At 54.5% G+C, this 24,261-nt stretch carries 28 protein-coding genes and 1 pseudogene; 22 read left to right on the top strand and 7 right to left on the bottom strand.

All coding sequences use genetic code 11. The features are described 5' to 3' along the window. Positions 1-30: 30 nt before the first annotated feature. Positions 31-126: pseudogene (locus tag AC2FLG_RS07225) on the bottom strand (IS6 family transposase); the annotation flags it as partial. A 144-nt stretch (positions 127-270) separates the two neighbouring features. Between AC2FLG_RS07225 and AC2FLG_RS07220 the strand changes: the two are divergent. From AC2FLG_RS07220 to AC2FLG_RS07185, 8 genes are read left to right on the top strand one after another with little or no spacing between them, the layout of a single operon-like run. After that, positions 271-690 (top strand): group III truncated hemoglobin, encoded by a 420-nt coding sequence (locus AC2FLG_RS07220; protein ID WP_496692021.1) that lies wholly within the window; start codon positions 271-273, stop codon positions 688-690. Further along, positions 687-1,427 carry a DUF2189 domain-containing protein gene (locus AC2FLG_RS07215; protein WP_496705631.1) on the top strand — a complete coding sequence of 247 codons (741 nt, stop codon included), beginning with the start codon at positions 687-689 and terminating at the stop codon, positions 1,425-1,427. Before AC2FLG_RS07220 ends, AC2FLG_RS07215 begins: the two co-directional genes overlap by 4 nt. Then, positions 1,428-1,718, top strand: coding sequence for a TehB-like domain-containing protein (locus AC2FLG_RS07210; protein ID WP_496705629.1), 291 nt, complete (start codon positions 1,428-1,430; stop codon positions 1,716-1,718). Next, a complete protein-coding gene (ccoN, locus tag AC2FLG_RS07205; RefSeq protein WP_496705628.1) occupies positions 1,708-3,327 on the top strand; it encodes a cytochrome-c oxidase, cbb3-type subunit I in 1,620 nt (539 codons plus the stop codon). The genes AC2FLG_RS07210 and ccoN overlap by 11 nt, the downstream gene beginning before the upstream one ends. 6 nt (positions 3,328-3,333) lie before the next feature. Then, positions 3,334-4,065, top strand: coding sequence for a cytochrome-c oxidase, cbb3-type subunit II (gene ccoO / locus AC2FLG_RS07200; RefSeq protein WP_271949886.1), 732 nt, complete (start codon positions 3,334-3,336; stop codon positions 4,063-4,065). Then, positions 4,062-4,229, top strand: a complete 168-nt coding sequence (locus AC2FLG_RS07195) for a cbb3-type cytochrome c oxidase subunit 3 (protein WP_281973918.1) — start codon at positions 4,062-4,064, stop codon at positions 4,227-4,229. Before ccoO ends, AC2FLG_RS07195 begins: the two co-directional genes overlap by 4 nt. Further along, positions 4,220-5,092, top strand: a complete 873-nt coding sequence (gene ccoP / locus AC2FLG_RS07190; protein ID WP_496692026.1) for a cytochrome-c oxidase, cbb3-type subunit III — start codon at positions 4,220-4,222, stop codon at positions 5,090-5,092. Before AC2FLG_RS07195 ends, ccoP begins: the two co-directional genes overlap by 10 nt. A gap of 25 nt (positions 5,093-5,117) precedes the next feature. Beyond that, positions 5,118-5,243: a hypothetical protein gene (locus tag AC2FLG_RS07185; protein ID WP_496692027.1), complete on the top strand. Its 126-nt coding sequence runs from the start codon at positions 5,118-5,120 to the stop codon at positions 5,241-5,243. Positions 5,244-5,276: 33 nt separating this feature from the next. Here the strand turns inward: AC2FLG_RS07185 and AC2FLG_RS07180 are convergent, their stop codons facing one another. After that, entirely contained in the window at positions 5,277-5,741 is a 465-nt protein-coding gene (locus AC2FLG_RS07180; RefSeq protein ID WP_281973916.1) for an RrF2 family transcriptional regulator, read from the bottom strand. Between the two features lie 106 nt (positions 5,742-5,847). Here AC2FLG_RS07180 and AC2FLG_RS07175 point away from each other — a divergent pair, with 106 nt between their 5' ends. The 12 genes from AC2FLG_RS07175 to AC2FLG_RS07120 all read left to right on the top strand — a co-directional run bounded on the left by AC2FLG_RS07175 (position 5,848) and on the right by AC2FLG_RS07120 (position 19,326). Continuing rightward, complete coding sequence (locus AC2FLG_RS07175) at positions 5,848-6,357, top strand: cupredoxin domain-containing protein (protein WP_496692028.1); 510 nt, start codon at positions 5,848-5,850, stop codon at positions 6,355-6,357. Further along, positions 6,358-7,818 carry a cbb3-type cytochrome c oxidase subunit I gene (locus AC2FLG_RS07170; RefSeq protein WP_496705625.1) on the top strand — a complete coding sequence of 487 codons (1,461 nt, stop codon included), beginning with the start codon at positions 6,358-6,360 and terminating at the stop codon, positions 7,816-7,818. Then, positions 7,818-8,417 (top strand): SCO family protein, encoded by a 600-nt coding sequence (locus tag AC2FLG_RS07165; RefSeq protein ID WP_496705623.1) that lies wholly within the window; start codon positions 7,818-7,820, stop codon positions 8,415-8,417. Before AC2FLG_RS07170 ends, AC2FLG_RS07165 begins: the two co-directional genes overlap by 1 nt. Continuing rightward, entirely contained in the window at positions 8,414-8,974 is a 561-nt protein-coding gene (locus AC2FLG_RS07160) for a hypothetical protein (RefSeq protein WP_496705621.1), read from the top strand. The genes AC2FLG_RS07165 and AC2FLG_RS07160 overlap by 4 nt, the downstream gene beginning before the upstream one ends. A 6-nt stretch (positions 8,975-8,980) precedes the next feature. Further along, positions 8,981-9,796, top strand: a complete 816-nt coding sequence (locus tag AC2FLG_RS07155) for a formate/nitrite transporter family protein (RefSeq protein ID WP_496705619.1) — start codon at positions 8,981-8,983, stop codon at positions 9,794-9,796. 271 nt (positions 9,797-10,067) lie between these two features. Next, the gene (locus tag AC2FLG_RS07150) at positions 10,068-11,288 is read left to right on the top strand and encodes a hydroxymethylglutaryl-CoA reductase (RefSeq protein ID WP_496705617.1); all 1,221 of its coding nucleotides are present in this window, start codon (positions 10,068-10,070) and stop codon (positions 11,286-11,288) included. Then, a complete protein-coding gene (locus tag AC2FLG_RS07145) occupies positions 11,285-12,196 on the top strand; it encodes a UbiA family prenyltransferase (RefSeq protein WP_496705615.1) in 912 nt (303 codons plus the stop codon). The genes AC2FLG_RS07150 and AC2FLG_RS07145 overlap by 4 nt, the downstream gene beginning before the upstream one ends. Beyond that, on the top strand, positions 12,193-14,652 hold the full coding sequence (locus AC2FLG_RS07140; RefSeq protein WP_496705613.1) for a PEP/pyruvate-binding domain-containing protein: 2,460 nt from the start codon (positions 12,193-12,195) through the stop codon (positions 14,650-14,652). The genes AC2FLG_RS07145 and AC2FLG_RS07140 overlap by 4 nt, the downstream gene beginning before the upstream one ends. Then, positions 14,642-15,742: a BtaA family protein gene (locus AC2FLG_RS07135; protein ID WP_496702354.1), complete on the top strand. Its 1,101-nt coding sequence runs from the start codon at positions 14,642-14,644 to the stop codon at positions 15,740-15,742. Before AC2FLG_RS07140 ends, AC2FLG_RS07135 begins: the two co-directional genes overlap by 11 nt. Further along, a complete protein-coding gene (locus tag AC2FLG_RS07130) occupies positions 15,739-17,070 on the top strand; it encodes a hypothetical protein (RefSeq protein WP_496705611.1) in 1,332 nt (443 codons plus the stop codon). The genes AC2FLG_RS07135 and AC2FLG_RS07130 overlap by 4 nt, the downstream gene beginning before the upstream one ends. Beyond that, complete coding sequence (locus AC2FLG_RS07125; RefSeq protein WP_496705609.1) at positions 17,067-17,912, top strand: hypothetical protein; 846 nt, start codon at positions 17,067-17,069, stop codon at positions 17,910-17,912. The genes AC2FLG_RS07130 and AC2FLG_RS07125 overlap by 4 nt, the downstream gene beginning before the upstream one ends. After that, positions 17,905-19,326 carry an AMP-binding protein gene (locus AC2FLG_RS07120; RefSeq protein ID WP_496705608.1) on the top strand — a complete coding sequence of 474 codons (1,422 nt, stop codon included), beginning with the start codon at positions 17,905-17,907 and terminating at the stop codon, positions 19,324-19,326. The genes AC2FLG_RS07125 and AC2FLG_RS07120 overlap by 8 nt, the downstream gene beginning before the upstream one ends. A 136-nt stretch (positions 19,327-19,462) precedes the next feature. Here AC2FLG_RS07120 and AC2FLG_RS07115 read toward each other — a convergent pair whose 3' ends face one another. Both AC2FLG_RS07115 and AC2FLG_RS07110 read right to left on the bottom strand, forming a co-directional pair. After that, positions 19,463-19,816, bottom strand: coding sequence for a thioredoxin domain-containing protein (locus AC2FLG_RS07115; protein ID WP_496705606.1), 354 nt, complete (start codon positions 19,814-19,816; stop codon positions 19,463-19,465). A 58-nt stretch (positions 19,817-19,874) separates the two neighbouring features. Continuing rightward, complete coding sequence (locus tag AC2FLG_RS07110; RefSeq protein WP_496705604.1) at positions 19,875-20,624, bottom strand: hypothetical protein; 750 nt, start codon at positions 20,622-20,624, stop codon at positions 19,875-19,877. 86 nt (positions 20,625-20,710) lie between these two features. Here AC2FLG_RS07110 and AC2FLG_RS07105 point away from each other — a divergent pair, with 86 nt between their 5' ends. Together AC2FLG_RS07105 and AC2FLG_RS07100 are read left to right on the top strand one after the other, a co-directional pair. Beyond that, a complete protein-coding gene (locus AC2FLG_RS07105) occupies positions 20,711-21,256 on the top strand; it encodes a MarR family winged helix-turn-helix transcriptional regulator (RefSeq protein WP_496702346.1) in 546 nt (181 codons plus the stop codon). Continuing rightward, the gene (locus tag AC2FLG_RS07100; protein WP_496705603.1) at positions 21,253-21,945 is read left to right on the top strand and encodes an MOSC domain-containing protein; all 693 of its coding nucleotides are present in this window, start codon (positions 21,253-21,255) and stop codon (positions 21,943-21,945) included. The genes AC2FLG_RS07105 and AC2FLG_RS07100 overlap by 4 nt, the downstream gene beginning before the upstream one ends. A gap of 250 nt (positions 21,946-22,195) precedes the next feature. On the opposite strand, the gene AC2FLG_RS07095 is transcribed toward AC2FLG_RS07100, so the two are convergent. From AC2FLG_RS07095 to AC2FLG_RS07085, 3 genes are all read right to left on the bottom strand, one after another. Beyond that, the gene (locus tag AC2FLG_RS07095; protein ID WP_496705602.1) at positions 22,196-22,768 is read right to left on the bottom strand and encodes a TetR/AcrR family transcriptional regulator; all 573 of its coding nucleotides are present in this window, start codon (positions 22,766-22,768) and stop codon (positions 22,196-22,198) included. Then, a complete protein-coding gene (locus AC2FLG_RS07090; RefSeq protein ID WP_496705600.1) occupies positions 22,765-23,283 on the bottom strand; it encodes a dihydrofolate reductase family protein in 519 nt (172 codons plus the stop codon). Before AC2FLG_RS07090 ends, AC2FLG_RS07095 begins: the two co-directional genes overlap by 4 nt. Before the next feature lie 92 nt (positions 23,284-23,375). Then, complete coding sequence (locus AC2FLG_RS07085; RefSeq protein WP_496705598.1) at positions 23,376-24,248, bottom strand: LysR substrate-binding domain-containing protein; 873 nt, start codon at positions 24,246-24,248, stop codon at positions 23,376-23,378. Positions 24,249-24,261: the final 13 nt, after the last annotated feature.

Raw genomic sequence — 24,261 nt, 5'->3', positions numbered from 1 at the left:
TTGCCACAGTGATATCTTTGTACCGGCGGACTAAGCCGCCAGCTCCGCAAATTGCCGAAACGGACAGACACCGGGCGTGATTTGTCCTTTGCGGATTATGTGCACCACTTCTATTCCGTCGAGCGTTTTGCTGTGGATGTCGACGGCTGGGTAAAGATAGACCCACGCGCCTTTCCCCTTGATGTAGGTCGTACCATTCACACGATAATAGGTATTGACAATACCTATTATCGTGCGCAGATAGTGAGGCGTATCGTTAAGGTAGATCCGATGACTCGTACCATGCCAATTCGGCCACATATGTTTGACATCACAGCGGATGAAATTGCGACTTTGGTCAACCGGTTCTATGCGCGCATCAGAGTGCATCCTGATCTGGGGCCGGTATTTGACAGGGCAATCGAAGATTGGCCGGAACACGAAGAAAAGATCGCAGCCTTTTGGCGCGGCGCCATTCTACGAGAGACAGGCTATTCGGGTAACCCGATGCAGGTTCACCTGGCGAACTCTGAAATCCTGCCAGAACATTTTCGCCTGTGGCTCGACCTGTTCGAAGACACCGCAAAAAAAGCCCTTAAACCTGCAACCGCCGAAGCGTTCTCACATTTGGCCAGGAGGATCGGTAAGGGCTTGTCATTCGGAATTGAGAACTTTCGTCGAGAGGCCGACGCTCCGCCGGTGTTGTCATGACGGTCTCTGTCTATACCAAAGCTCAGGTCATCTCTGATCCTCCCGCACGCGTTGTCAAACGTTGGCTGCAGGCGGGCTGGGGCGACGTGAAACGCAACCCGGGATATTCCTTGCTTTACGGTGGTTCACTCGTAGTTCTGGGGTGGATTTGCGTTGCGGCCCTGATGCTTAACGATCTTGGTTGGGTTTTGTTGCCTTTGCTAGCTGGCGGCGTTTTGGTCGGACCACTTGCAACGATTGGTCTTTATTCCGTAGCAAGCGGTAAAACAGGGCTCAGAGCGGCCACGGGTCAGATTACGTTGGTGGGCGTCATACTGATGGTTTTTGCTCTCATCTGGATTCGCGCGGCCACAGTTATGTTCGCCATAGTCTACGGGCTGCGCCCATTCTCAAGCTTCGCAGATACGCTGCTTTTGCTGATTACTACGTCATCAGGATGGGCGCTGTTGATCGCAGGATCAATCGTTGGCGGGCTGTTTGCGGCATTAGGGTTTGCGGTGTCAGCGTTTTCATTGCCAATGCTGATCGACCGCCAGATCGATGGCTTCTCGGCTATGGGGCTCAGCTTTAACGCCACCACTCACAACTTCAAGCTTTGCTTGTGCTGGGGAGCCATCATCACTCTTTTGACTTTGGTTGGAATACTGTCCGGGCTACTGGGTTTGGTCGTGGTGTTCCCATTGCTCGGGTACACGACCTGGCATGCTTATGTCGAGCTTTTTCATGGAGATGCATAAATGACCGAAGCGCTTCCAAAAGGCGTGGTGCACTATGCGACCTCGCGGTTCACGCATGAGACATTGCCAGAAAAGCTGCGCAAAGATCACAGCACCAAAGCGGATGTCTGGGGTCAATTGGCTGTGCAACATGGGCAGCTTCTACTGTGCCGGGATGACAAGGATGACCTAGTTCTGGGCGCAGGGGATACTGCTGTGTTCGCACCACAGGAAACTCATTCGGTGAATCCGATTGGCGAAGTCGAGTTTGAAGTACGCTTCCACCGGCAGGAGGCGCCCGATGCAGCGTGAGAGTTTTCTTGAGGATGCTGCCGTCCTGTGTGCCCTTGCTTTGATCTTTGTCGGTGGCGTAGCCATACTTGGCTGGGGGGTTCCTACCGCCTACGTGCTGCATGGTTGGTTGATCGCAATAGCCGCTGGTTGGGGGTTGATGTGGATGATCAACCGTTTGAGCGAGGCCCCAAAGGACATCCCTTTAGAATACAATGACAAGGTCATTCGGTTTGGTGTCATCGCCGCGCTGATTTGGGCAATCATAGGGTTCACGGTTGGCGATATCCTCGCCTGGCAGTTGGCGTTTCCAGCACTGAACGGCGATATGTTCTGGTCGAACTTCGGCCGTTTGCGCGCGGTTCATACATCTGCCGTGATTTTTGGTTTTGGCGGCAACGCGTTAATCGCGACGTCGTTTTATGTGGTCCAACGTACCTCGCGCGCCAGATTGGCCAGTGAATCGCTGCCCTGGATGGTGTTCTGGGGGTACAATCTGTTCATGGTCCTTGCGGCGACCGGCTACCCCTTGGGGATCACCCAATCCAAGGAATATGCCGAACCGGAATGGTATATGGATCTGGTTTTGCTGATCGTCTGGGTTGGTTATCTAGGTCTGTACCTAAAGACGCTCTCTCGCCGGGCTGAACCGCATATCTATGTGGCTAACTGGTACTACCTGGCCTTTATCGTCGTCATCGCGATGCTGCATACGGTGAACAACCTCTCGGTTCCGGTTTCCATTGCCTATCCCAAAAGCTACTCGCTATTTTCCGGCACACAGGATGCAATGACGCAATGGTGGTATGGGCACAATGCTGTTGGCTTCCTGCTGACCGCCGGGTTCCTAGGGATGCTGTATTACTTCTTGCCCAAAGCTGTGAACCGGCCGATCTACTCTTACCGAATGTCAATTGTTGGCTTCTGGGGGATCACCTTCCTGTATCTCTGGGCTGGTTCACATCACCTTCACTACACGGCACTACCGGACTGGGTTCAGTACCTTGGTATGACCATGTCGATCATCCTGCTGGTCCCGAGCTGGGCCTCTGTGTTCAACGGCATCCTTACGATCAATGGGGCTTGGGATAAGGTCCGGACGGATCCGGCGGTCCGGTTTATGATGGTCGCGATTCTGTTCTACGGACTGTCGACATTCGAAGGTTCGTTCATGGCGATCCGTCCGGTCAATTCGCTGAGCCACTACACGGATTGGACCGTCGGCCATGTACATGCGGGGGCGTTGGGCTGGGTCGCCTTCATCACCTTTGGTGCCATGTATAAAATGGTGCCCTGGATTTGGAAACGAGATGGCGTGTATTCATTGCGGCTGGAAGCATGGCACTTCTGGCTCGCCCTGAGCGGGACGCTGATTTACGTCGGCGCAATGTGGAACAGTGGCATCACACAATCACTGATGTGGCAGACCTATGATGCGGATGGTGCGTTTCTTTATTCCTTCCTCGACAGTGTGATCGCGATGCATCTTTACTATGTCGCCCGTGCGATCGGGGGGCTGCTGTATCTAATCGGAGCGTGCATCGGTGCATACAACATCTACATGACGGTCAGTGGGCCGCGGCAAGCCGAGACCAGGCAATCCGGACCTTTGGTCCAGCCGGCGGAGTAGCAGCCCATGAGTACACAACACCAAAAGCTCGAACGCCACTCACTTGGCTTTGCCATGGCCATCCTGCTGGTTGCATCAATCGGTGGCATTGTTGAAATCGCCCCTTTGTTCACCATCGAAAACACGGTGGAAGAAGTCGACGGTATGCGGCCCTATACTCCGCTGGAACTGGCAGGGCGCGATATTTATGTGCGCGAGGGCTGCTATGCCTGCCACAGTCAAATGATCCGCACCCTACGGTCGGACATCGAACGCTATGGGCACTACAGCCTGGCCGCCGAAAGCATGTATGACCACCCGTTCCAATGGGGCTCGAAACGTACAGGGCCGGACTTGGCGCGAGTTGGCGGTAAATACTCTGACGCATGGCATGTGGCGCATCTGGAAGCGCCACGAGAGCTGGTGGAAGGCTCGATCATGCCTGGTTATGCGTTTTTGTCTGACGCGCGGCTGGAAACAGGCCACCTGCCCGCCTCTTTAAGAGCCCTTAGCCGCGCCGGGGTGCCTTACACAGATGCTCAGATCGAAAATGCGGAAAAGGATGCTGCATGGCAAGCAGATGCCGAGCAATATTATGAAGGTGAACTGCAAGAAAGTTACGGTGAAAACGTTCAGGTCAGGGATTACGACGGGCACCCGAGTGAGTTGACGGAAATGGATGCCCTTGTGGCCTATCTGCAGGTTCTTGGCACATTGGCCGATCTGGATTCGTTAAACCTTGAGGAGGTTCAACGATGACACATGATACGGTTCTCGTTTTCTCCAAGACCTGGGGTGCAATCTACCTGCTGGTCGTCTTTCTTGCCGCAGTTGTCTGGACCTACTGGCCCTCACGGCGAAAAGTCTACGATGACGCTGCGCAATCTCCGCTGGACCATCAGGAGGATCAGCCGTGGCGCTAAAGGAAAAGGATCCGATTTCCGGTACTGATCTGACCGGCCACGAGTGGGACGGTATCAAAGAGTTGGACACACCTGTTCCCTGGGCGGCCCGATGGGCTTTGTGGATCAGTATCATCATCGCAGCACTGTTTTGGGTGTTCTACCCATCCTTCCCAGGTGCGCGCGACTATGCAAAAGGGCTGTTGGGGTATTCATCCCGATCAGAGGTTGTTGCAGAACTTCAGCAAGCGAATGCTGATCGTGAAATGACATTTGCGCCTTTTGCGTCACAGGATCTCGAAGAACTGGCCGCAGACCCAACACTGGAGGCAAGGTATAGCGCGTCGATTTCCAAGCTTTACGCTGACAATTGTGCCGCTTGTCACCGGAATGATCTGAAAGGGCAGCCTGGTTTTCCCGATCTGGTAGACGGACATTGGCTGTGGTCAGGCGCACCGGAAGAGGTTGAGGCGACCATACGCTATGGGATCAATGCGCAGCATGACGATACACGGATTGCACAGATGCTGGCGTTTGGCGCAGAAGGCATGATCGAAAAGCAGCAGGTTGAAGAGGTTACAGAATTTGTCTTGGCCCTCTCTGGAAAGCAGCATGATGCGACGGCGGCTGGCGCCGGTAGGTTGATCTTCGAAGAAAACTGCGCGGCCTGTCATGGCGGTGACGGGCGCGGGGGCTATGAAATCGGCGCGCCCGATCTAGGTGATGAACGCTGGATCTATGGAGGCGACCGGGATGAGATTTACCATAGCATTTATCACGGTCGGCAAGGTGTAATGCCTGCGTGGGAAGGACGTCTGAGCGACGCCCAGATTCGAATGCTCACGTTGTATCTACTGTGGAATGCAGAAGATGCACCAAGTTGAAGAAAATCCACGATTCCGAAAGGCAATGTATCTGATGATACTGGCCCTTCTGGTCGGCTACATCGGGTTCAAGGCATGGCACCTTTCCGTGGCTTTCGAGGCATGGGACGGACAGGCGATTGTAAAGGCTGTGCCTGGCGCGGCCAAGTAACAATCAAATTATTATAGGACTACAGTTTGCGTATTAATCGCTTGATGCCAGCGCATGACTGACTTCCAACGCTCGGATCAGGTTTTTCATGCCACGGTTCCCTTCCAATACGTCCTGTAAAGTCTTGGTGTCCAAGGCAGCAAAAAACGCCTCCTGAGCTTCGTTCAGAATTGGCAACAATCCACAAGCGGGCGTCATTACACAACAGCCGCCGTCTTCCTTCATGCATTCCACCAAAGGTGTGCCGCGTTCGGATTTTCGTAGTAGGCCGCCAATCGATATCGCATTGGGAGGTAGGGCCATACGCATGCCGCCGTTGCGCCCACGCATGGATTCTACATAGCCCTCGTGTGTAAGCCACTGCGAGATCTTGGCCAGGTGATTAAAGGGCAAGTTTTGCATAGCCGCGATCTCACGCGTCGACATCAACCCTTCTTCATGGGTGGCAAGATGGATCAGGATGCGCAGGGCATAGTCGGAGAACTTGGTAATTTGCATAGTTATTCTTCCCATAAAAAATAGGCTTTGAAAATGCCTATTTTATTGACATCTTTTTCTTACCTTTATAATGGGTATTTATAATACCTAATATAGGAGATGGCTCATGCAGCCCGTTGTGTTATTGATCTCGCTGATCCTGATGGCAGTGCTGTCACTTGTCTTCTGGTTGGCCGTGCGGGCTTCTGATGGGCCGGAACCCGGACCCAAGGCCAACTCGAAACGTTCGGGCTTGATCTGGGCAATGACGATTGTCGGCGTAATTGTTGCGGTTGGCACATTGCGACCGTGGCCGCATGCCGTAGCCAGCACAGACGACGCCTTGACCGTCTCTATCACCAGCGGGCAGTGGTGGTGGGATATCGACACCGTCGAGATCCCCGCTGGAATACCCATAAACTTTAGCGCCACGACCGAAGACGTTACCCACGGATTGGGCATTTACACCTCAGACCTTCGCCTTCTGACGCAGGTCCAGGTGATCCCGGGCTACACAACCAAAGTCACGTATACGTTCGATGATCCGGGCTCCTACCAGATCCTGTGCATGGAGTTCTGCGGAGTGGCACATCAGGACATGGTCAACGAATTCGAAGTCGTCGCGGTGGAGGACTGAATGAGCACTGCATCTGAACCTTTTGCGGGGAAATCAATCGCCGCTGAACCTCAAACCGGAGCGGTCAAGCTCACGATGATCCTTTCAGGCGTGGTTTTTGCCTTGATGATGGTCTTTGGCCTGATCATGCGCGCCGCGCAGGGTCAATGGATCGAAGTGGATCCTGCATTGTTCTATCAGCTCCTGACGGCCCATGGTGCCGGAATGGTCGGTACAGCGGCGCTGTCTGGCGCCGCGATCATGTGGTATTTTTGCGGACGTCACATTGTCCTGACAGCTGCAATTTTCTGGGCTTTCCTTGCCCTGTTCCTGTTGGGTGTTGTCCTGATCCTAGGCTCGATCTTCATCGGCGGATATGGCGGCGCATGGACATTCCTGTTTCCGTTGCCCGCGATGTCCGGCGGAGCGTGGGAAGCGGGTGCGGCTGCTGCGTTCATGCTTGGATATGTTTCGATCGGCGTTGGCTTTCTGCTGTATTATCTGGAACTCGGTCGTCAGATTCATGCACGCTATGGTAGCCTTGTCCGGGCACTGGGCTGGAACTTGATCCTTGGGCGCGAGGACAAAAATCCTCCGCCGCCAACCATCGTCGCGGCGGCGGCGGTGACTATTTTCAATTCGACCGGGATCATCCTTGGTGCTGCCGTATTGGTGGCGAGCTTTGTCCACCTGCTGGTCCCAGGATTTGAAGTAAATGCGCTGCTGGCCAAGAACCTGATCTATTTCTTTGGCCACGTTTTCATCAATGCCTCGATCTATATGGCAGTGACTGCGGTTTATGAAATCCTGCCGGAATACACCGGCAAGCCTTGGAAATCGAACCGACTGTTTGCGATAGCCTGGAATGCCGTACTGATATTCGTGATGGCTGTTTACTGGCACCATCTGCTGCAAGATGTTGTCATGCCACCCTGGATGCTGGTGGTCGGGCAATTGGTTTCTTACTTCAGCGGCATTCCCCTCATCGCGGTCACGGCGTTTTCCACATTCCTCTACGTGCGCGGCTCAAAAATGACCTGGGATCTGACGTCCTCGCTGCTGGTTCTGTCCGTGGCAGGCTGGGCGGTTGGCTCAATCCCCGCGTCGATCGATGGAATGATCAGCGTGAACAAGGTGATGCACAACACTATGTGGGTCCCCGGGCATTTCCACACCTATCTATTGCTGGGTGAAGTGGCGATGGCTTTTGGTTTCATGGCCTGGTTGGTCCGTGGCAAAACCATCGCCCAGATGAGCGGGCTGGACCGTGCCGCCTTTGTGACCTACCTCGCGGGTGCTGCTGGGTTTGTGACAGTGTTTCTGTTCTCTGGCGCGGCTTCGATTCCCCGCCGTTGGGCGGTGCACTACGAAGAATGGCTGACCCATGACCGCATTGGCACTTTGTTCAGCGGGCTTGTTGTGTTGGGAACGTTGCTCTTTGTTCTGCGCTTTGTGCTGCGTCTTGGGCGGAGCAACGGCTGATGATGGTCCGCGCTCTTCCCTCGGTTCTTGTCGCAAGCATAGGCTTGGGAACACTCTGGCATGCCACTGACGGAGTGCAGGCATTCACTAGCGAAGCCGCGCGGAGACTGGATGTGGAACGCGCTCCACGTCCAGCTCCAGCCCTGCAACTGGAAGATATGTCAGGTCAGTTGCTGCCTCTGTCACCGCAAGGGAAAGAGGTGGTTCTGGTCGAGTTCATCTACACTGTCTGTGGCGACATCTGTCAGATTGCTGCAGCGGATTTTGCCGAGATCCGGGATCAACTGGAGCTGCGTGAAGTGCCCGTCCGGATGATCTCGGTCAGCTTCGATCCTGAGCGGGATACACCAGAGCAAATGGCGACTTACGGAGAGGTTCATGAAGCGGACGGCAAAATGTGGACCGTCGCGCGGCCGAAGTCAGAAGATTTACCGGCATTGTTGAAGCTGTTTGACGTGACCGTCATCCCGGATGAGTGGGGCGGGTTTCAGCACAATGCCGCGATCCATGTGATTGACAGCGACGGCAGATTTTCGGCGGTGTTTGATACCGATGCGATCGACGCTGTTCTAAACCATTTGGAGGAGCGCAACTCATGAAGTTGCTTGGTCTTGCCTTCCTCGCGGCGGCCGAAGCTGTCGCACTTCGTTATGCGGTCATTGAAAGCCCGATCCAGCATGTCTTGGTGCAGATGCCATTGCTGGTTTTGGCCGGGGTTTTGTTGGCCTGGAACAGGCAGGTTCGGCAAGAATGGGCGGTTCCATTGCTGCTTGTGGCTTTGACTGTCTTTCTGTTCTGGATGTTGCCAAGAAACGTTGATTGGGCGCTGACTCCAACAGGTGAAACGGTCAAATACCTAAGCTTGCCACTGATGTTGGGCGTTCCTCTAAGGGTGTCCTGGCCACGGCTGGGTCCGGTCCTGAAGGGGTTTTTGAAGGCGAACGCGCTGTCGATGCTGGGCGTGTTGGGATTTCTGTACACGCATGCACCTGTCAGGATCTGCAACTCCTACCTGGTCTCGGCTCAGAAGGATCTGGGCATGGCCTTTCTCTACCTCGCTGCTGGCTTGGCCTGTCTCTGGGCTATCCCGATCCTGTTTGGAATTCCAAACGGCCAAAGGTCGAACGCGACCAGCTGCGCAAGCTGTGGAGTGTAATACGAAATGACCTATGCTGACACAGTCATTGGGTTTGCAGAACTGGCGCAAAAGAAAAGCGTCAACCTGCGAGTAGATCCAATCGCCTTTCTGATCCTCGCAGTAAAGGCAGGCGCGTTTGTTGGGGCGGGCATCCTGCTGATCTTTTCCGTGGGGCAGGGCGCGGATCCATCCATCCGTCCCATTGTCATGGGGGCTAGCTTCGGTATCGCCCTGACACTTGTGGTCTTTGCCGGGGCCGAGTTGTTCACGGGCCACACCATGTACATGACGCACGGATTGCTTGCCAAAAGTACTGCGTGGTCGGACGTGCTGCGGTGCTGGTTCGTTAGTTGGGCAGGAAACCTGATCGGGGCCATATTGCTGGCATTTCTGTTCGTCGCAGGCGGCGGTGGGCTTATCCTGGGAGCAGGAGAAGACGCTTTGCTTTACAAGGTGGCCACCAAGAAGATGCACGGCACCGAGTTGGAGCTGTTCGCCAAAGCGATCCTGTGCAATTGGCTGGTTTGTCTCGCCTTGTGGTGTTCGGCGCGCGCAAAAGACGATGTTACCAAATGCATCGTCATCTTCTGGTGCCTGTATGCATTTATCGCCGCCGGGTTTGAACACAGCGTTGCGAACATGACCGTGTTTTCACTGGCGTTGCTCTCAGATCATCCCGACAGCATCACTCTGGCTGGAGCCGCCCACAATTTGACGTATGTCACCTTGGGCAACGCATTCGCCGGTGCCGGGATCATGGGCTACGGCTATTGGCGAGCGGCGTCGAAGCCCACGGTCGAGGGTATCGCGACGCCCGCGTCAACCAGACATCCTGTCTAGTGAGGGCGTGATCATGAGCGTGACACAACCTGTCAATATCCCCGTCTCCAAAGACCGATAAGCAAATGCCGGGCCTGTGTCTGGGGCCGAGCAACTCAAAAAGGTAGGATCACTCACAATCTCCAACTGGATGTATTCGCTGGAAATCGCATACTTTCTTGTTAGGGTGCAGCCGGCGCAGAATTCAATCTGCAGCCGTTTGCACAGCGTTTATTGGAGCTGCCATTTGATCATTCCATTTCATGTGCGGGAGATGCTGCGGCGCATCAAAATGCGATATGATGTTGAACGCACGCCACAGCAGATGGCCCCAAGCGACGAAGTGTTTTCACCTTTACGCCCCTCTCGCAAGGCTGACCGTAAGACTGTTGCGCGGTTCTGGGATCATCTAAAGCCCAAGGCAAGCGGCGCAGATCAGGCATTGATTGCGGATCCTGCAACAGTCGAGGCATCTGAAACCTACAGCGCCAATATTGAAAACTTCATTGGAACTGTGAAAGTGCCAGTTGGCATCGTTGGGCCTTTGCGCTTGAACGGTATGAACGCCAACGGGGATTTTTATGTGCCTCTGGCGACGACTGAGGCCGCGCTTGTTGCCTCTTATGCGCGGGGGGCCTTTGCAGCTGGTCGGTCTGGTGGGGTCAGCACAGCTGTTTTGTATGAAGGTGTTTTGCGCACGCCGGCCTTTGTGTTCGAAAGCCTTTTGCAGGCCGGTCAGTTCGTGGATTGGGTGGTCAGCAATGTCGATGAACTCCAGGCGGCGGCTGATGCCACAACCGGGCATGGTAAACTTGTCTCGCTGGAGCCTTTCATAGACACAAATATCGTCTTTCTGATTTGCCGCTACACCACAGGTGATGCGGCCGGTCAGAACATGGTAACCATTGCAACGGATGCGCTGTGCTGCACCATCACCAAAGACTGTCCAGTTCCAATTGAGAACTGGTATATTGAGGGAAATTTTTCAGGCGACAAAAAAGCCTCGGCGCTTGGATTGGTAACGGGTCGTGGCCGAAAGGTTAGCGCGTCGGTTACCTTGCCCGCGGACGTCGTGGAAAAGACGCTTGGCACCACCGTGGATGCCATGCTGGCTTATGGTCGGGTCGCCAATCTTGGGTCACATCTGTCGGGTCAGCTTGGAGCTCAGGCCCATTATGCCAATGGGCTTGCTGCCTTTTACATAGCAACTGGGCAGGACGCGGCCTGTGTCGCTGAAAGCGCGATGGGGGTGACGCGGATGGAGCCCAGAGGGGATGATCTTTTCTGCTCGGTGACGCTCCCGAACATCCTTGTCGGCTCCGTGGGCGGTGGTACCGGTTTGCCCAGCCAGACTGCGGCACTGAACATTCTGGGATTGAAAGGCGCCGGCCACGGCACGGCGCTGGCCGAAGTGGCTGCCGCCATATGCCTGTGCGGAGAAATATCGATTGTCGCTGCAATCGCTGCGGGGCATTTCACGCGAGCCCATGAAAGTTTGGCCCGCCAAAGATGACTCTGCTGGCTCGACTGTGGATATATCAATCCGAACGCTTCCCACTGAAGAAAACTGTACCGCTTTTGCTGGTGTTTTCAGCAGCAAGTATCTGCGTATCGGCCCGGCTCGCTGATCGACCATTGCCCGAGTGGTCTGCCTTTGTGGTGGGGTTCGTACTGGCGATGGCGCTGTTTTTCCAGATGCGCGTTTGCGACGAATTCAAGGATGCCGAGGACGACCGCCGCTACCGGCCCGAGCGACCGATACCCCGAGGGCTGGTGTCCCCGGCTGAGGTGCTTGTCCTTGGCTTGCTGACTCTACCCATGGCCGCCGCCGCTGCATGGTTTTGGTACCTCCCGGTTCTGTGGTGCCTTTTTTTGGTTTGGGTATGGCTGGCGGCAATGACGGCCGAGTTCGGGGTGCCAACCTGGTTAAAGGCGCGCCCAGTTCTTTATCTCGTCAGTCATATGGCGATCATGCCGCTGATCGACTTGCTGCTGACCAGCATCGAATGGCTTCCGGCCGGAGGGGCCGCATCAAAGCTGTGGTTATTTCTGGCGTTGTCTTTCGTGAATGGCTGCGTTCTTGAGATCGGTCGCAAGCTATGGTCGCCCGAAAACGAAATTGTCGGGGTGGACACCTATTCCGGTCTTTGGGGGTATCGCCGCGCCGCTATCATTTGGCTGTGCTGCGTTGTGCTGTCATTCGTGTTTCTGGTTGGCACGGGGTTTGCGTCTGGAGCTGGTTGGTTAACCGTATTGGTCGGGGCCGCTGCTTTCGTGCCTTGTGGTCTTGCGGCACGCAGCTATGCGAAAGCTCCAACACCCAAGGCACAGGACAGGATGGACGCAATCGCGGGACTATGGGTATTTTTCTGCTATGCCACTGCGGGCTTTCTGCCGTTCCTGATCGGAGGCTTTAGATGACCCTTATCATCAATCAATCCGCTGCGACTGACCCAACAGTGGTCGGAGGAAAAGCCGCTGCGCTATCAAAACTCGCTCGTCGCGGATTCAATCCACCTGCGTTTTTTGTTATCACCGATGCCGCATTCCGTGCAGGTAAGACAGGGCCTGTCTCAGCACGTGGGTTGAGTAAGGCGCTTGCCGCTGCATTGGATGCGTTGGGTCCGGGGTATTATGCAGTGCGTAGTTCCGGTCGGGCCGAAGATGGTGTCGAACACAGCCATGCAGGTCAGTTTGATACGGTTTTGAATGTCACCGGTAGCAAGGTCATACAGGCGGCAAAACAGGTTTGGCAATCGGGGTTTGCGGATACAATCGCCACTTATCGCTCGGTCAAATCCGGGGGCGAGGCAGAAGCGCCCGCGATAATCGTACAGCGCATGATTGATGCGACGACCGCGGGTGTTGCTTTTTCGGCCGATCCAGTGACCGGGCAGCGAAACACCGTTGTCGTGTCTGCCATCAAAGGTTTAGGCGATGCGCTGGTAGCAGGTGAAGTCGATGGTGAGGATTGGATTATTGATCAAGCCAAACAGCCCGAGTGCGCACAAACCACGCCTCAGGTTTTGACACCGGATCAGGTACTGCAGGTTGCGATGCTGGCGCGCAAAGCGGAAGAGGCTTTTGGCGTCCCGCAAGACATCGAATGGGCGTTCGATGCGGATGGGCTGCACATTCTTCAGGCTCGGCCAATTACGACCGAGCTGCGACCAGTGGCGGTGCCGGATGATGTACTTACCATTTTTGACAATTCGAACATCGTCGAAAGCTATCCGGGCATGGTCAGTCCACTGACCTATTCTTTTGCACTGCACGTCTACTCACGGGTTTATCGCGCTTTTGTGCGGCTTCTGGGCGTTTCGAATAAAACCGTCGCGCAGAACTCAGCCATATTCGACAATTTTCTTGGGCGTATTGATGGGCGTGTCTACTACAATCTGGTCAACTGGTATCGGGCGCTGGCGTTGCTGCCGGGGTTCTCGCTGAATCGCGATTACATGGAAACGATGATGGGTGTGTCCGAACCCATGCCCCGCGAGATTACAGATGGCATTGGACCTGCTCCTGCCAGAGGTGTGCGCAAGATACTGGAATACGCCAAACTAGCGACGGTAGCGGGCAGTCTGATCTGGCAGGCCGTGCGTTTGCCGCGCACGCGGCGTAAATTCTATGTCAGGCTGAACGATGTTCTGGACCGTGGTCTGGACATAGAAGCTGCGAATGCGACCGAACTGGCCGCCGAGTATCGTCAGATCGAAAGCACTCTTCTAGATCGCTGGGATGCGCCGCTTATCAATGATTTCCTTTGCATGATCGCGTTTGGGGCATCGCGCAACTTGCTGCTCAAGTGGTTGGGTGAAGACGGGCTGTTGCTGCATAACGACGTCATGATTGGTCAGGGTGATATCGTCTCAGCCGAACCGGCGCAGCGTATTGCCCGCATGGCCGGCTTGGTCCGCGAGGTCGGGATTGCTGATCAGCTAGGCGCGGAATGCCGGTTGGAAACCCTTGCTCCTTACCCTGAGATCGAAGCCGAGGTTAGATCTTATCTCGATAAATTCGGGGATCGATGCACTGAGGAGTTGAAGCTGGAGAGCATTCCGCTGCGCGATGATCCCACCAGCCTGTTGATGGCCGTCGCAGCCAGTGCCGCCCGTCCCGAGGGTAAGCGACACATCGGCACCGAGCCGGATTGGAAAACCCTGTTTCCCGGCAATCCGCTGAAACGCTACCTATCCAAATGGTTCGTAGGCTGGGCCAAGGGCCGCGTACGTGACCGTGAAAACCTGCGCTTTGAACGCACCCGTATTTTTGGCCATGCCAGACGTGTTTTTCTGGGAATTGGTCGAGAGTTTTCGGCAAGGGGGCTGCTTGCGGAACCCCGCGACGTATTTCATCTGACGACGTATGAAGTCTTGGGAGCCGTCGAAGGGTTCAGCCTATCGCCTGATCTGAAAACCATAGTCGCGCAGCGTCAGCGCGAAGAATCCGCTGCGTCCCAGCGTCCGGATCCGCCAGAACGTATAGAAATTCGAGGTCCCGCCATTGCTCCGATTTGGGCGGAAATAGAAGAGGTAGACAGTGATCCGGAGCGGATAAAATCCGGTACCGGCTGTTCAGCTGGACAAGTTATTGCAAAGGCCCGTGTGATACGTGACCCGCGGACTGAGGCGCTGCAACCTGGTGACATCCTCGTGGCGCGTCACACCGATCCGGGCTGGATCGCCGTATTTTCGAACGCTTCGGCCATTGTTGTGGAACGGGGGTCACTTTTGTCGCATTCCGCAATAGTGGCGCGAGAGTTGGGAATCCCATGTGTGGTCGGTCTGAAAGGGGCCACTCATTGGATCAAGGATGGCGAAACCCTGTCGGTCGACGGGGCTAGTGGCAAGGTGGAACGGTGCGATGGGGCATAGTGAAATCGAAGGCAAGGCTGATTTTGATCACATCCGCTATGCACAGCTGTGGGAAGATGCCGACGTTTTGACCGACGCGCTGGGCGATTGTGCGGGGGGAACGCTGGTATCCATCTGCTCGGCCGGGGATAATGCGCTGGCTATGTTGATACTCGATCCAGCGAAAGTTGTGGTTGTCGATTTGTCGCCAGCACAAATCGCCTGCCTAAAGCTACGAATTGGCGCTTTCCAGACCCTGACACATCCCGAGTTTCTGGAGCTGACGGGATCGCAGCCCAGCAAGAGGAGAGCAGCCCTGCTGGAGCGAGCTTTGCAGGATACCGACCCTGAAACCCGAACCTTCTGGAGTGGTTTTGTCCCTGACGTGGAACGTTACGGGGCAGGCGGGGTTGGCAAGTTCGAGCGGTATTTTCGCATCTTCCGCACCCGGCTTTTGCCGTTTGTGCATTCACGACGTACGATTGATGACGTTTTTACGCCCCGGTCACCTGAGGCGCGCGAGGTTTTTTTCGATACGCGCTTTGACACCTTCAGATGGCGGCTGTTGTTGAATGTGTTCTTTTCCCGCTTTGTGATGGGGCGCATGGGCCGCGATAAGGCGTTTTTCGATCACGTAGAGGGCAGCCCCGCCCAGCATGTGGCTCGTCGCATTCGCCACGCGGGCGTTGATACCGACCCGTCACAGAATCCCTATTTGCACTGGATTCTGAAAGGCACGCATGGAGACGCGTTGCCGATGGCATGGCGGCCCGAGCATTTTGATACGATCCGCACCCGCCTGGATCGTCTCGATATCCGTCCGGGATCATTAGAGGCTTTTGTCTCGACCGGTGAAAAAGCCGACGGGTTCAACCTGTCTGACATTTTCGAATACATGTCGCCCGATGTATTCGAGCAAGTCTATGGCTCGATCCTGTCAGCTGCCGCGCCCAAGGCACGTCTCGTGTATTGGAATATGATGGCACCGCGCCGCGTGCCTGCGCGATACAGGAGCGTAGTTGAAACACATCGCACGACTGAGGATCGACTGAAGTCACGCGACATGGCGTTTTTCTACTCGGATTTCGTCGTGGAAGAGGTGCTTTCGTGAGCATCCAGGCCCAGATTTTACTGGCCTTGGCGTCTGTTGCGGTCCTGTTGGGATTGATGGCCGTTGTCCGATGGCTGGCGCAAAAGGTCGGCTTGAGCGCAGAAGTGCAACGTAAACTGATGCATGTTGGAACCGGACTCTTTACACTGGTTCTGCCGTGGATTTTTCCGGAACGCTGGCCAATATACATGCTAATCGGGGTAACGCTGATCGTCATGCTGATCTTGCGCCTGCCCCGGTTCTCACAAGGTCTGGGCGCAACCCTACACAGCGTCGAGCGCACGTCATACGGCGATTTCCTGTTGGCGCTATCCGTTGGGCTTTGCTTGTTGCTGGCCGGGGAAAACACCCTGTATTACGTGCTTCCGATCGCCGTTTTAACACTGGCTGATGCCGCAGCCGCGCTTGCCGGGACCACGTACGGGACCAAACGCTATGTGGTCGAAGATGGCGAAAAAAGCCTAGAAGGGTCAGTGGTGTTTTTTGTCGTAACGCTATTGGTTGCGATCATCTGCTTCTTGTTTTCGTCGAAACTCCCACCGTCCAACATCATGATGCTGTGCCTTATGGTTGCGGCCTTTGGCACATTGGTCGAGGCACAAAGCTGGCGGGGGTTTGACAACTTGTTCCTGCCGCTTGGCTTGCTGATTTTTTTGAAAGTTCACTACTACAGCTCCTTGGCAGAGCTGGCTTTGCTGGCCATTTTGTTCTTTGCCGCACTTGCCAGTTTTGGGGTGGTGGGAACCAAGCTGGGCCTGACCAAACATACGACCCGTGTGTATGTTGTTGCGGTTTTTCTGCTGCTGGCGACCGCGAAACTGCAAAATACAGTACTGCCGATCATGGTTCTCGCGGCACACGGCTGGGCGCGTACTGCTTCTCCTTGTGACAGTAAGTTCCCCGATTTGGACATCGTAGCCGCCTTGGGGCTAATAGGGTTCGGCTGGCTTGCAGCGGGAAATGCAACGGGATGGGATGCAATATCCTTTTTTGGAATGAGTGCAATGGGGTTGGCCATGGGGCTCACAGCTGTGGCGCTGCGTGCCATTCCTATTGCGATACCGCTTGCTGCCGCTGTTCTGTTTCTAATCCGTACCTGGGCGGTTTCCCTGAATTCTGACCAATCAAACTGGGCCGAGCCTTTGACCGCGTTCTCACTTGTATCACTCGCATTTATGGCGATTGTGCCCTTGGTGCTTCCGCATTGGCTCCAAAAGAATCGCGTTTCGAGGCTCACGCTTTTGGCGCTGTTACCTCCGCTTGCCTATTACATCTGGTCCATAGCAGGGTCTATTGACGGCGGGATTGTTGCCGGAGTTGTATCATGACGAAAGAAAACATTCAGACCAAAGGCGCCAAACTATCTGTTTATCTGCAGGGCCCTGATTGGGATGGTGCCCCAGCTGCAACAATAGGCGACTTCTCGTGCGAGACCCCAGAGGCCGGTCTGGAGGTACTACAAACGGCTATTGGACGGGTCCGGTACGCCGGGGTTGATCGGATAATTGGACCTATGTCCGGTGATACATGGCACAGCTATCGGTTTGTATCGGACAGTGACGGATCAGCACCCTTTTTAATGGAGCCGACGCACAAGTCACATGAGCCCGATGTGTTTAGGGCGGCAGGATTTGCCGCCATCAGCAAGTATTTCTCGGCGCGCGTATCATTGGCGCAAACGGCCAATTCGTCTCTAGCTGCAGTTGATGGGTTCGACGTAGAACCCTGGGACGGAACCAACCCTGAGGAGTTGTTCCGGCAGGTGTATCAACTATCTGTCGAGGCTTTTTCTCGAAACGCTTTCTATAAACCTATTTCTGAGCGCGATTTTCTTGCAATGTATATGCCTGTCGTTCCGATGTTGAAGCGCGAGCTTATCTTTTTTGCCCGCCGTCCCGACAGCTCATTAGCGGGCTTTCTGTTTGGTATTCCGAACTATGCTGAAGGCTCAAACCCAACAGCCGCGATCCTGAAAACTTATGCAAGCCTTGAGCGTGGTGCGGGTCGCCATTTGGCCAGTCATTTCCACAAGTCTGCTCTGAAGCTAGGCTTTGATTCCGCTATCCACGCGCTGATCCATGATGACAACCAATCCGCGGATCGCAGTGTTGTTGAAGGGGCCACCGTATTTCGACGGTACAACCTGTTAGGACTGCGCCTGGATGACTAACTTGTTGGATCAATTTGCCGTAGCGGTTGATAGACACCCGGACCGGACGGCCATTGTTGAAGGCAGCGGTCGCGAAGTCACCTTTCGTGATGTGCAGATACGCGCGCAGCAAATAGCCAGAAAGTGGAGACGTAAGGGGATTGGGCGTGGCGACCGCGTTCTTCTGGCGATGCCGGTCAACGCTGATCTCTACGCTAGTCTTGCGGCCTTGTGGTCGTTGGGCGCAACGGTGGTTTTGCCTGAACCCGCGATGGGACTCGCGGGGCTGCGTCATGCAGCGAGAACGACCCGGCCCAAGGCTTTTTGCGCGTCGGGTTATTTTGCGTTGCTCAGGTTTGTTGTGCCGGAACTCTTGAGGCTGCGCCTTTTGCTACCAGGCACCGCCCGGGGTGATCTGAGCGTCGCGCCCGTTCGAGACGGTGACACGGCGCTCATTTCCTTTACATCCGGCACTACAGGTCAGGCCAAGGCCATCCCCCGCAGCCACGCGTTTCTGATGGCACAACATGATGCCATTGCGCCGCTTCTGGACAGTGATGCAGTTGAACGGGATCTGGTAGCGTTCCCGGTGTTCACCCTGATCAACCTGGCGGCTGGGCGCACGACAGTTCTGCCGAATTGGAGAATGAGTAATCTGGATCGACTATCCTCCGAACAGTTTGCGGGCTGGATATCGAAGCAGCAAGTGACCCGTCTTTTGATACCTCCGTCGTTGTGCGAAAAACTTGCACAGCGTAAAGATACGGGCCGGCTGCACACAGTCTTCACCGGCGGCGGTCCGGTATTCCCTGACCTGATTGAAAGGCTTCTCGCCAATTCCGATCTGGACGTGGTCTGTGTCTATGGGTCGACTGAAGCTGAACCGATTGCGCATCTTGATGCGCGGGAAATCACCGAAGTTGATCAACTTGAAATGGCGGCGGGCAAGGGGCTTCTTGTTGGGCATCCGGTTTCGAAAATCAAACTCCGAATTCAGGAAGATGAAGTTCAGGTGGCGGGCGATCATGTAAATGATGGCTATCTTGATCTCGCACACTCCAAGGAAAACAAAATCAAAGACGGCACTACGATTTGGCATCGAACCGGCGACGCGGGTCGGTTAGATGATCAGGGGCGTTTGTGGCTGTGGGGCAGACTGGGGAGCGAAGTGACAACCCCGGCTGGTCAAACCTTTCCTTTTGCAATCGAAGTAGCTGCCCGGCAATGGCCGAGCGTGGCGAACAGCGCGCTCATGAGCTTCGATGGGCGTCCGATTTTATGCATTGAAGGCGACGCGGATCAGCTTTCAAACTGGAATAGCCTGGCGCAGGAATTCGGTGTTGCCAATGTGACCCATGTGAAAAAAATGCCTATGGACAAACGGCACAGGTCCAAAGTTGATCGGAAAAAACTCACCCAATTATTGGGTTATTAGATCACAGAATTTTCACCTTAAGAGCTCCAACGGAAAACCGTGGTCGAGCACACTTTTTGCCTTCCAACCGAAAGGCAGGAAAGTCCGGGTGCTTATGAAAAACCAGTGCCAGTATAGCTGCTCGCCGCATGAATGACTATTTCTCCCACTGCAAGTTGGCTGTGAGAAAGCGCAAGGGACAGGATGGGCTCACCCCCTGCCTGTCCACGCCGACAGGGAAGGTGATGCGATATTCATGCAGGAAGGCTTTCAGAGACACCGGTGTCATGGCGTCGTGATGCTCGAACACAGTGTGCAAGCCAATCACGGCTACCTTTTCTTCAGGAAACGTCTTCTGAATCGATTGCGCCAAGGGAATACCATGCAGGACGCATCCCGGGCACAACATTTGAAATGCCTCAATAACAACAATCCGTCCCCTTAGACCGCCTAATGTTAGGGGTGTGTCTGTATTAAACCATTCCGAAACGTCTAGTTCTGGTGTTTGCATTTTCATTGCCCTCAATAACACGCAGCCGCCTTGGGTTCGGCGGCTGCGTGGTCGAATGTCAGTGAAGCTTCCCCGGCAGGCTCAGGTCGCCGGATGCGACGTCGAAAACATCTGTGACGCACAGCAAGGGCGCATGGATGTTAGCGTTCACTCGCAATGCAGAAGTGACACCATCGTAAGCGACACCATCCAGTTCTACGTCGCTGGCAAAGCCTGCGTTCACCACAATTTCGGGCCCATCAAACAGCGGTGTAAACCCTGGGCTGTCCAGAAAGATCGGGAACCCAGGCCATGTTGCAGGTAGCTTCGGCGTGGAACCTTCGGGGATGTCCCGTACGGCAAGCGCGTCGGGCCCGCACGCTTCGGTCGGGGTCAACACAACCCAGTGGCTGTGCCATTCGATACCGTCATTCGCCGGATCTCCGTCGCCGTTCTCGTCAAAAAGCGGTGTGTCATCAAAATCTGGATGACTGGTTGCGGCCATTGCAAGGATGCCTGTGCCGCCTTCGAACCCAACGGCCGAAGGGTCCAAAGAAGTCGGCCAGACATATGACCAGACGTCTGATCCACCGACCTCTCCGGTTGCCACCGGAACCGAGGCGCCAGCCGCTCCATTCGTTGTCATGTGAAAAGTGACCGTGTTTCCATTGCGATGCGCATGCGCTGCCAGAATGTCAAAGTCCGCGACTTTACTGGCGTCTGCCGAAGATATGATGGCGCCATCTTGATGGATGGCATGGTTCCCATCAGCAAGAGCTGTGCTGCCGATGAACAAGACCAGAGTGGAAGTGAGCATTGAGAGTTTCATGAGTGTCTCCAATCAAATAATATCGAGTCGCTACTATAGTGAGAAATGCATTGCAACTATAATTTCGACTCGCTACTAAAAGTGTTATGAACACAGACCACCGCATACGCACGCTAATCAACCGTTTGGCCCGTATTGATGCTTCCGAAGGATGGGCGGGAGATTTGAACCCGACTCAGAGGATGGCGCTGGAATACCTCGCACAGGCGAACATGTTTTCGCGCTCGCCGTCGCAAGTTGCAGAGTATATCGGAACAACCCGTGGAACGATGTCACAAACGCTCAAGGCTTTGGCGCGCAAGGGCTATGTAGAAGAGCAACGCAAAGAGCTTGATCAACGGTCGATCTCTTATGACCTGACCAAGGAGGGGGTCAAAATTGTACGTCAGCCGAACCCTGTTGCACAGGCAATTGGAGATATGCCCGTAGAAAACCAAGCCATGCTTGAGCAGGGGTTGATGCAAAGCCTCAGTCTGGCTTTGGCCGCAAATGGAGGTCGGTCATTCGGCCAATGCAAATCCTGCACATACCATGATGCCACGACGGAAAACGGTTTCTGCAAACTGTTGGGTGTATCATTGGACGTCGGTGAAAAAGACAAGATCTGTATCGAGCATGAGGAAGCCAGATGAACCATTTTGATTTATCGGCGAACATCGACGGCATATTTGTCGGAGCGGTCAAAGATTGTTGGGAAGGCAAACCGCCATCGGCCATTCAAAAAGACAGGGTGGACGGGCGGCAGTTGATTACTTCGCTCGGATTTTCCGAGGATGCACAGGCAGATTTGACCCAGCATGGAGGCGAAGACAAAGCCATCCATCATTATGCTTTTGATCACTATTCGGCTTGGCAAGCAGAGGGCCTAATGGCACCCGGCACACTGCCAGCGGCGCTCGGTGAGAACATTTCAACAACGGGGCTGACCGAGGAAAACCTCTGCATTGGCGACATCCTGTCTCTGGGTACGGCGGTTGTTCAAATCAGTCAGGGGCGGCAACCGTGCTGGAAACTCGGGCTACATACGGGGCGCAAGGAAATGCCTTACCAGTTTCAGAAGACGGGCCGAACCGGATGGTACTATCGTGTGCTCGAACCTGGCGAAGTTGGCGCCGGTGATCGGATCACCTTGGTTGAAAGGTTAAATCCAAATTGGTCTGTATTGGCCGTCACACGTGCAAGGTTGACTCGTCGCATTCTGCCAGAAGATGCCGAGGTGTTGTCTCAGATGAAAGAACTGGCTCAAGGTTGGCGACAAGCTTTCTGCCGAATGGCGGAAGGCAACACCATAGAGGATACATCGGTGAGGCTAGGTGCCTGAGGCATTGTATGAAACATTTAAGCCGTGGTTGGCGATAACGCACCTTCCTCGAACCGAAAACATCGAGATCACGAAAGCAGCCAACCGCCAAGTGTCAATCCTTTGGCAAACCGAACTCATTTGAGACATAAGCCTCAGCTTCGATGAAAGTTAGTAGCTTTGGGGCAGAAATACTTGACGTTAGGGTCAGAATTGAATGACGCAAACTGCTCATTGCTTGAGGACACCCTCTGATGGGCATGTTTTCATATCACGTCGCCGCGAAGTCACCCGCCGCTTGCGCAAGAATCCAGTCAACCCCACGCAGAAAATCGTTTATTGTCAGGGGATTGTCTTCTCCGCTCGAGGCTGAGAGCACAAACCCATGTGCATAGTCGATCAGCACGTGAACAAGAACATCACCGCCATCGCTGTTTTCGAGTTGGTCCGTGCTGACCTTTAATTCCTCGGCCACGTTCATGAGGTCCGCGCTCATGAGCGTTACATCGCCTAGGATTGCACGGAGTAGATTGGCGTTCTTCAAAGCGCAACCATAGTAAGTCGCCATAATGCAGCGGGCGCGTTTGACCGGGTTGCCACCATTCACTCCATCCAAGACGCCCGCAAAGGCAAGTTCCACCAGATCGGACAATAGTTGCTTCTTGCTACCTGCGTGATAGGTCACGGCCATCGGAGTGACGTCAAGCTGATCGGCAAGTATGCGAAACGATAGCGCATCAACGCCTTTGCTTTGGGCGATCGGCAATGCGGCCTGCAGGATCACTTGCTTCGAAAGGCGCTGTGCAGCCTTTGACGGTCGCCCTGGTGGAGAAGCTTTCGTCACCTGGTTTTCAGTCTGTAATCGAGATCTACCAGACCGGAGGAAAAGCTGCTGACCGAAACCAACTCCAGATCAACGTCACCTTCTGTTTCACCAAAGATCCGAATGCCTTCACCAATCAGAATGGGAACCAAGGTAATCCGCATGTCCTCAATCAGCCCGGCTTTGAGGAAGGATTGGATGATTGCACCGCCATCCACATAAACTCGATTGTAACCACGCGCGCCAAAGTCCTCCATCAAATCGGTGGGTGTTTTGTCTGAAACTTCAACTCTTTCGCGCAGCTCATCTGGAATGCCTGAGGTTTTCATTGAGCGACTGAGAACCACCACTGGTTTCTTGTAAGGCCACTCCCCGAATCCCAGAACTGTCCGGTACGATCCGGACCCCATCACGATCACGTCGACGCTACCCTGAAACGCGGCAAACCCGTGATCTTCGTCTGCAGTGGGTTGCTTTTCCAACCAGTCCAGCCTGTGATCTGGCCTTGCGACAAAACCGTCTAGGCTCATTGCCATCATGATATGTCCTGTGGGCATCCTCTGGGTCCCTATAATTAATTTATATGCCGTATAATAACGGCTCTGAGGATACTCAAGGGGAATGACTGCTACGATTGACCCAGAATCCATTCCGAGAAGGACTGTACTGCGCCGGTTGGTGCGGAGCTATACGGTTGAACCAAAAAATACCCATAGTCGGGCAGATCGGTTTCCGACAACCGAAACAGTCTTTCAGCATTTAGATCGTCCCGAACCAGATCATCCATCAAAGCTATTCCCTGTCCGTCGATGACTGCCTGCGCCCGGACATTTGGGTCAGGAACGATTAACGCATCTCTCCTTGATTGTCGGGGAAGCTTTGCGACGTTCAGCCAATCAGACCAGGCGTTGCTGTCATCACGATCTCTTAGCAGCGTAAGATGCGATATTGCCTCTTTCATTCCTAACTCTATCACTAGGTCAGCTGCCGCCCGGTCACCCACAGGATAGGGCGGCATGGGCATGAACGGAGTAACGGTGCCGCCGATCCAATTCCCGCTACCCCACCTGATTGCAAGATCCACATCCTGCATCTCAGCTTCTGAAAACTCGATCATCGGTTGAATGCGAATCTGCACGTCCGGGTGGCTTTGCATGAATGACATCAGGCGTGGCGACAGCCAGCGCGCAGCGAAATAGGTCGAGACGCCAACGGTTAGAGAACGCGTTGAAATCCCCTTTAATGCATGAATTTCAGCTTCGATTTCTTCGTATCGGGTCTGGCAGATCGCGAGCAGTTTTAATCCTTCACCAGTGAGTGTGACACCACGCGATGTGCGCTGGAACAGGATCATCCCAAGATCGGCTTCAAGCGTTTTGATCTGATAGCTGATGGCGCCCTTTGTCATGTTGAGCGCCGATGCTGCCGTCGAGAAGCTGGAATAACGAGCAATCTCGGCAAATAGCCTGAGTAAGTCATGGTGATGAAATCGGGTACTCATATTCTTAGTGTAC

The organism is Ruegeria sp. CDSA193, from assembly GCF_059611885.1.
Note: the sequence above shows the minus strand (reverse complement) of the source record. Positions and strands in the feature narration are given on the sequence as shown.

Excerpts from the sequence above, each read along its gene's own strand:
- AC2FLG_RS07090 (WP_496705600.1), bottom strand. The coding sequence starts at position 23,283 with ATGGCAATGAGCCTAGACGGTTTTGTCGCAAGGCCAGATCACAGGCTG.
- AC2FLG_RS07220 (WP_496692021.1), top strand. The coding sequence starts at position 271 with ATGACTCGTACCATGCCAATTCGGCCACATATGTTTGACATCACAGCG.
- AC2FLG_RS07115 (WP_496705606.1), bottom strand. The coding sequence starts at position 19,816 with ATGCAAACACCAGAACTAGACGTTTCGGAATGGTTTAATACAGACACA.
- ccoO (WP_271949886.1), top strand. The coding sequence starts at position 3,334 with ATGAGTACACAACACCAAAAGCTCGAACGCCACTCACTTGGCTTTGCC.
- AC2FLG_RS07155 (WP_496705619.1), top strand. The coding sequence starts at position 8,981 with ATGACCTATGCTGACACAGTCATTGGGTTTGCAGAACTGGCGCAAAAG.
- AC2FLG_RS07085 (WP_496705598.1), bottom strand. The coding sequence starts at position 24,248 with ATGAGTACCCGATTTCATCACCATGACTTACTCAGGCTATTTGCCGAG.
- AC2FLG_RS07105 (WP_496702346.1), top strand. The coding sequence starts at position 20,711 with ATGAACACAGACCACCGCATACGCACGCTAATCAACCGTTTGGCCCGT.
- AC2FLG_RS07185 (WP_496692027.1), top strand. The coding sequence starts at position 5,118 with ATGTATCTGATGATACTGGCCCTTCTGGTCGGCTACATCGGGTTCAAG.
- AC2FLG_RS07145 (WP_496705615.1), top strand. The coding sequence starts at position 11,285 with ATGACTCTGCTGGCTCGACTGTGGATATATCAATCCGAACGCTTCCCA.
- AC2FLG_RS07170 (WP_496705625.1), top strand. The coding sequence starts at position 6,358 with ATGAGCACTGCATCTGAACCTTTTGCGGGGAAATCAATCGCCGCTGAA.
- AC2FLG_RS07215 (WP_496705631.1), top strand. The coding sequence starts at position 687 with ATGACGGTCTCTGTCTATACCAAAGCTCAGGTCATCTCTGATCCTCCC.
- AC2FLG_RS07195 (WP_281973918.1), top strand. The coding sequence starts at position 4,062 with ATGACACATGATACGGTTCTCGTTTTCTCCAAGACCTGGGGTGCAATC.
- ccoN (WP_496705628.1), top strand. The coding sequence starts at position 1,708 with ATGCAGCGTGAGAGTTTTCTTGAGGATGCTGCCGTCCTGTGTGCCCTT.
- AC2FLG_RS07110 (WP_496705604.1), bottom strand. The coding sequence starts at position 20,624 with ATGAAACTCTCAATGCTCACTTCCACTCTGGTCTTGTTCATCGGCAGC.
- AC2FLG_RS07100 (WP_496705603.1), top strand. The coding sequence starts at position 21,253 with ATGAACCATTTTGATTTATCGGCGAACATCGACGGCATATTTGTCGGA.
- AC2FLG_RS07175 (WP_496692028.1), top strand. The coding sequence starts at position 5,848 with ATGCAGCCCGTTGTGTTATTGATCTCGCTGATCCTGATGGCAGTGCTG.
- AC2FLG_RS07125 (WP_496705609.1), top strand. The coding sequence starts at position 17,067 with ATGACGAAAGAAAACATTCAGACCAAAGGCGCCAAACTATCTGTTTAT.
- AC2FLG_RS07150 (WP_496705617.1), top strand. The coding sequence starts at position 10,068 with ATGCGATATGATGTTGAACGCACGCCACAGCAGATGGCCCCAAGCGAC.
- AC2FLG_RS07210 (WP_496705629.1), top strand. The coding sequence starts at position 1,428 with ATGACCGAAGCGCTTCCAAAAGGCGTGGTGCACTATGCGACCTCGCGG.
- AC2FLG_RS07120 (WP_496705608.1), top strand. The coding sequence starts at position 17,905 with ATGACTAACTTGTTGGATCAATTTGCCGTAGCGGTTGATAGACACCCG.
- AC2FLG_RS07180 (WP_281973916.1), bottom strand. The coding sequence starts at position 5,741 with ATGCAAATTACCAAGTTCTCCGACTATGCCCTGCGCATCCTGATCCAT.
- AC2FLG_RS07135 (WP_496702354.1), top strand. The coding sequence starts at position 14,642 with ATGGGGCATAGTGAAATCGAAGGCAAGGCTGATTTTGATCACATCCGC.
- AC2FLG_RS07165 (WP_496705623.1), top strand. The coding sequence starts at position 7,818 with ATGATGGTCCGCGCTCTTCCCTCGGTTCTTGTCGCAAGCATAGGCTTG.
- AC2FLG_RS07140 (WP_496705613.1), top strand. The coding sequence starts at position 12,193 with ATGACCCTTATCATCAATCAATCCGCTGCGACTGACCCAACAGTGGTC.
- AC2FLG_RS07160 (WP_496705621.1), top strand. The coding sequence starts at position 8,414 with ATGAAGTTGCTTGGTCTTGCCTTCCTCGCGGCGGCCGAAGCTGTCGCA.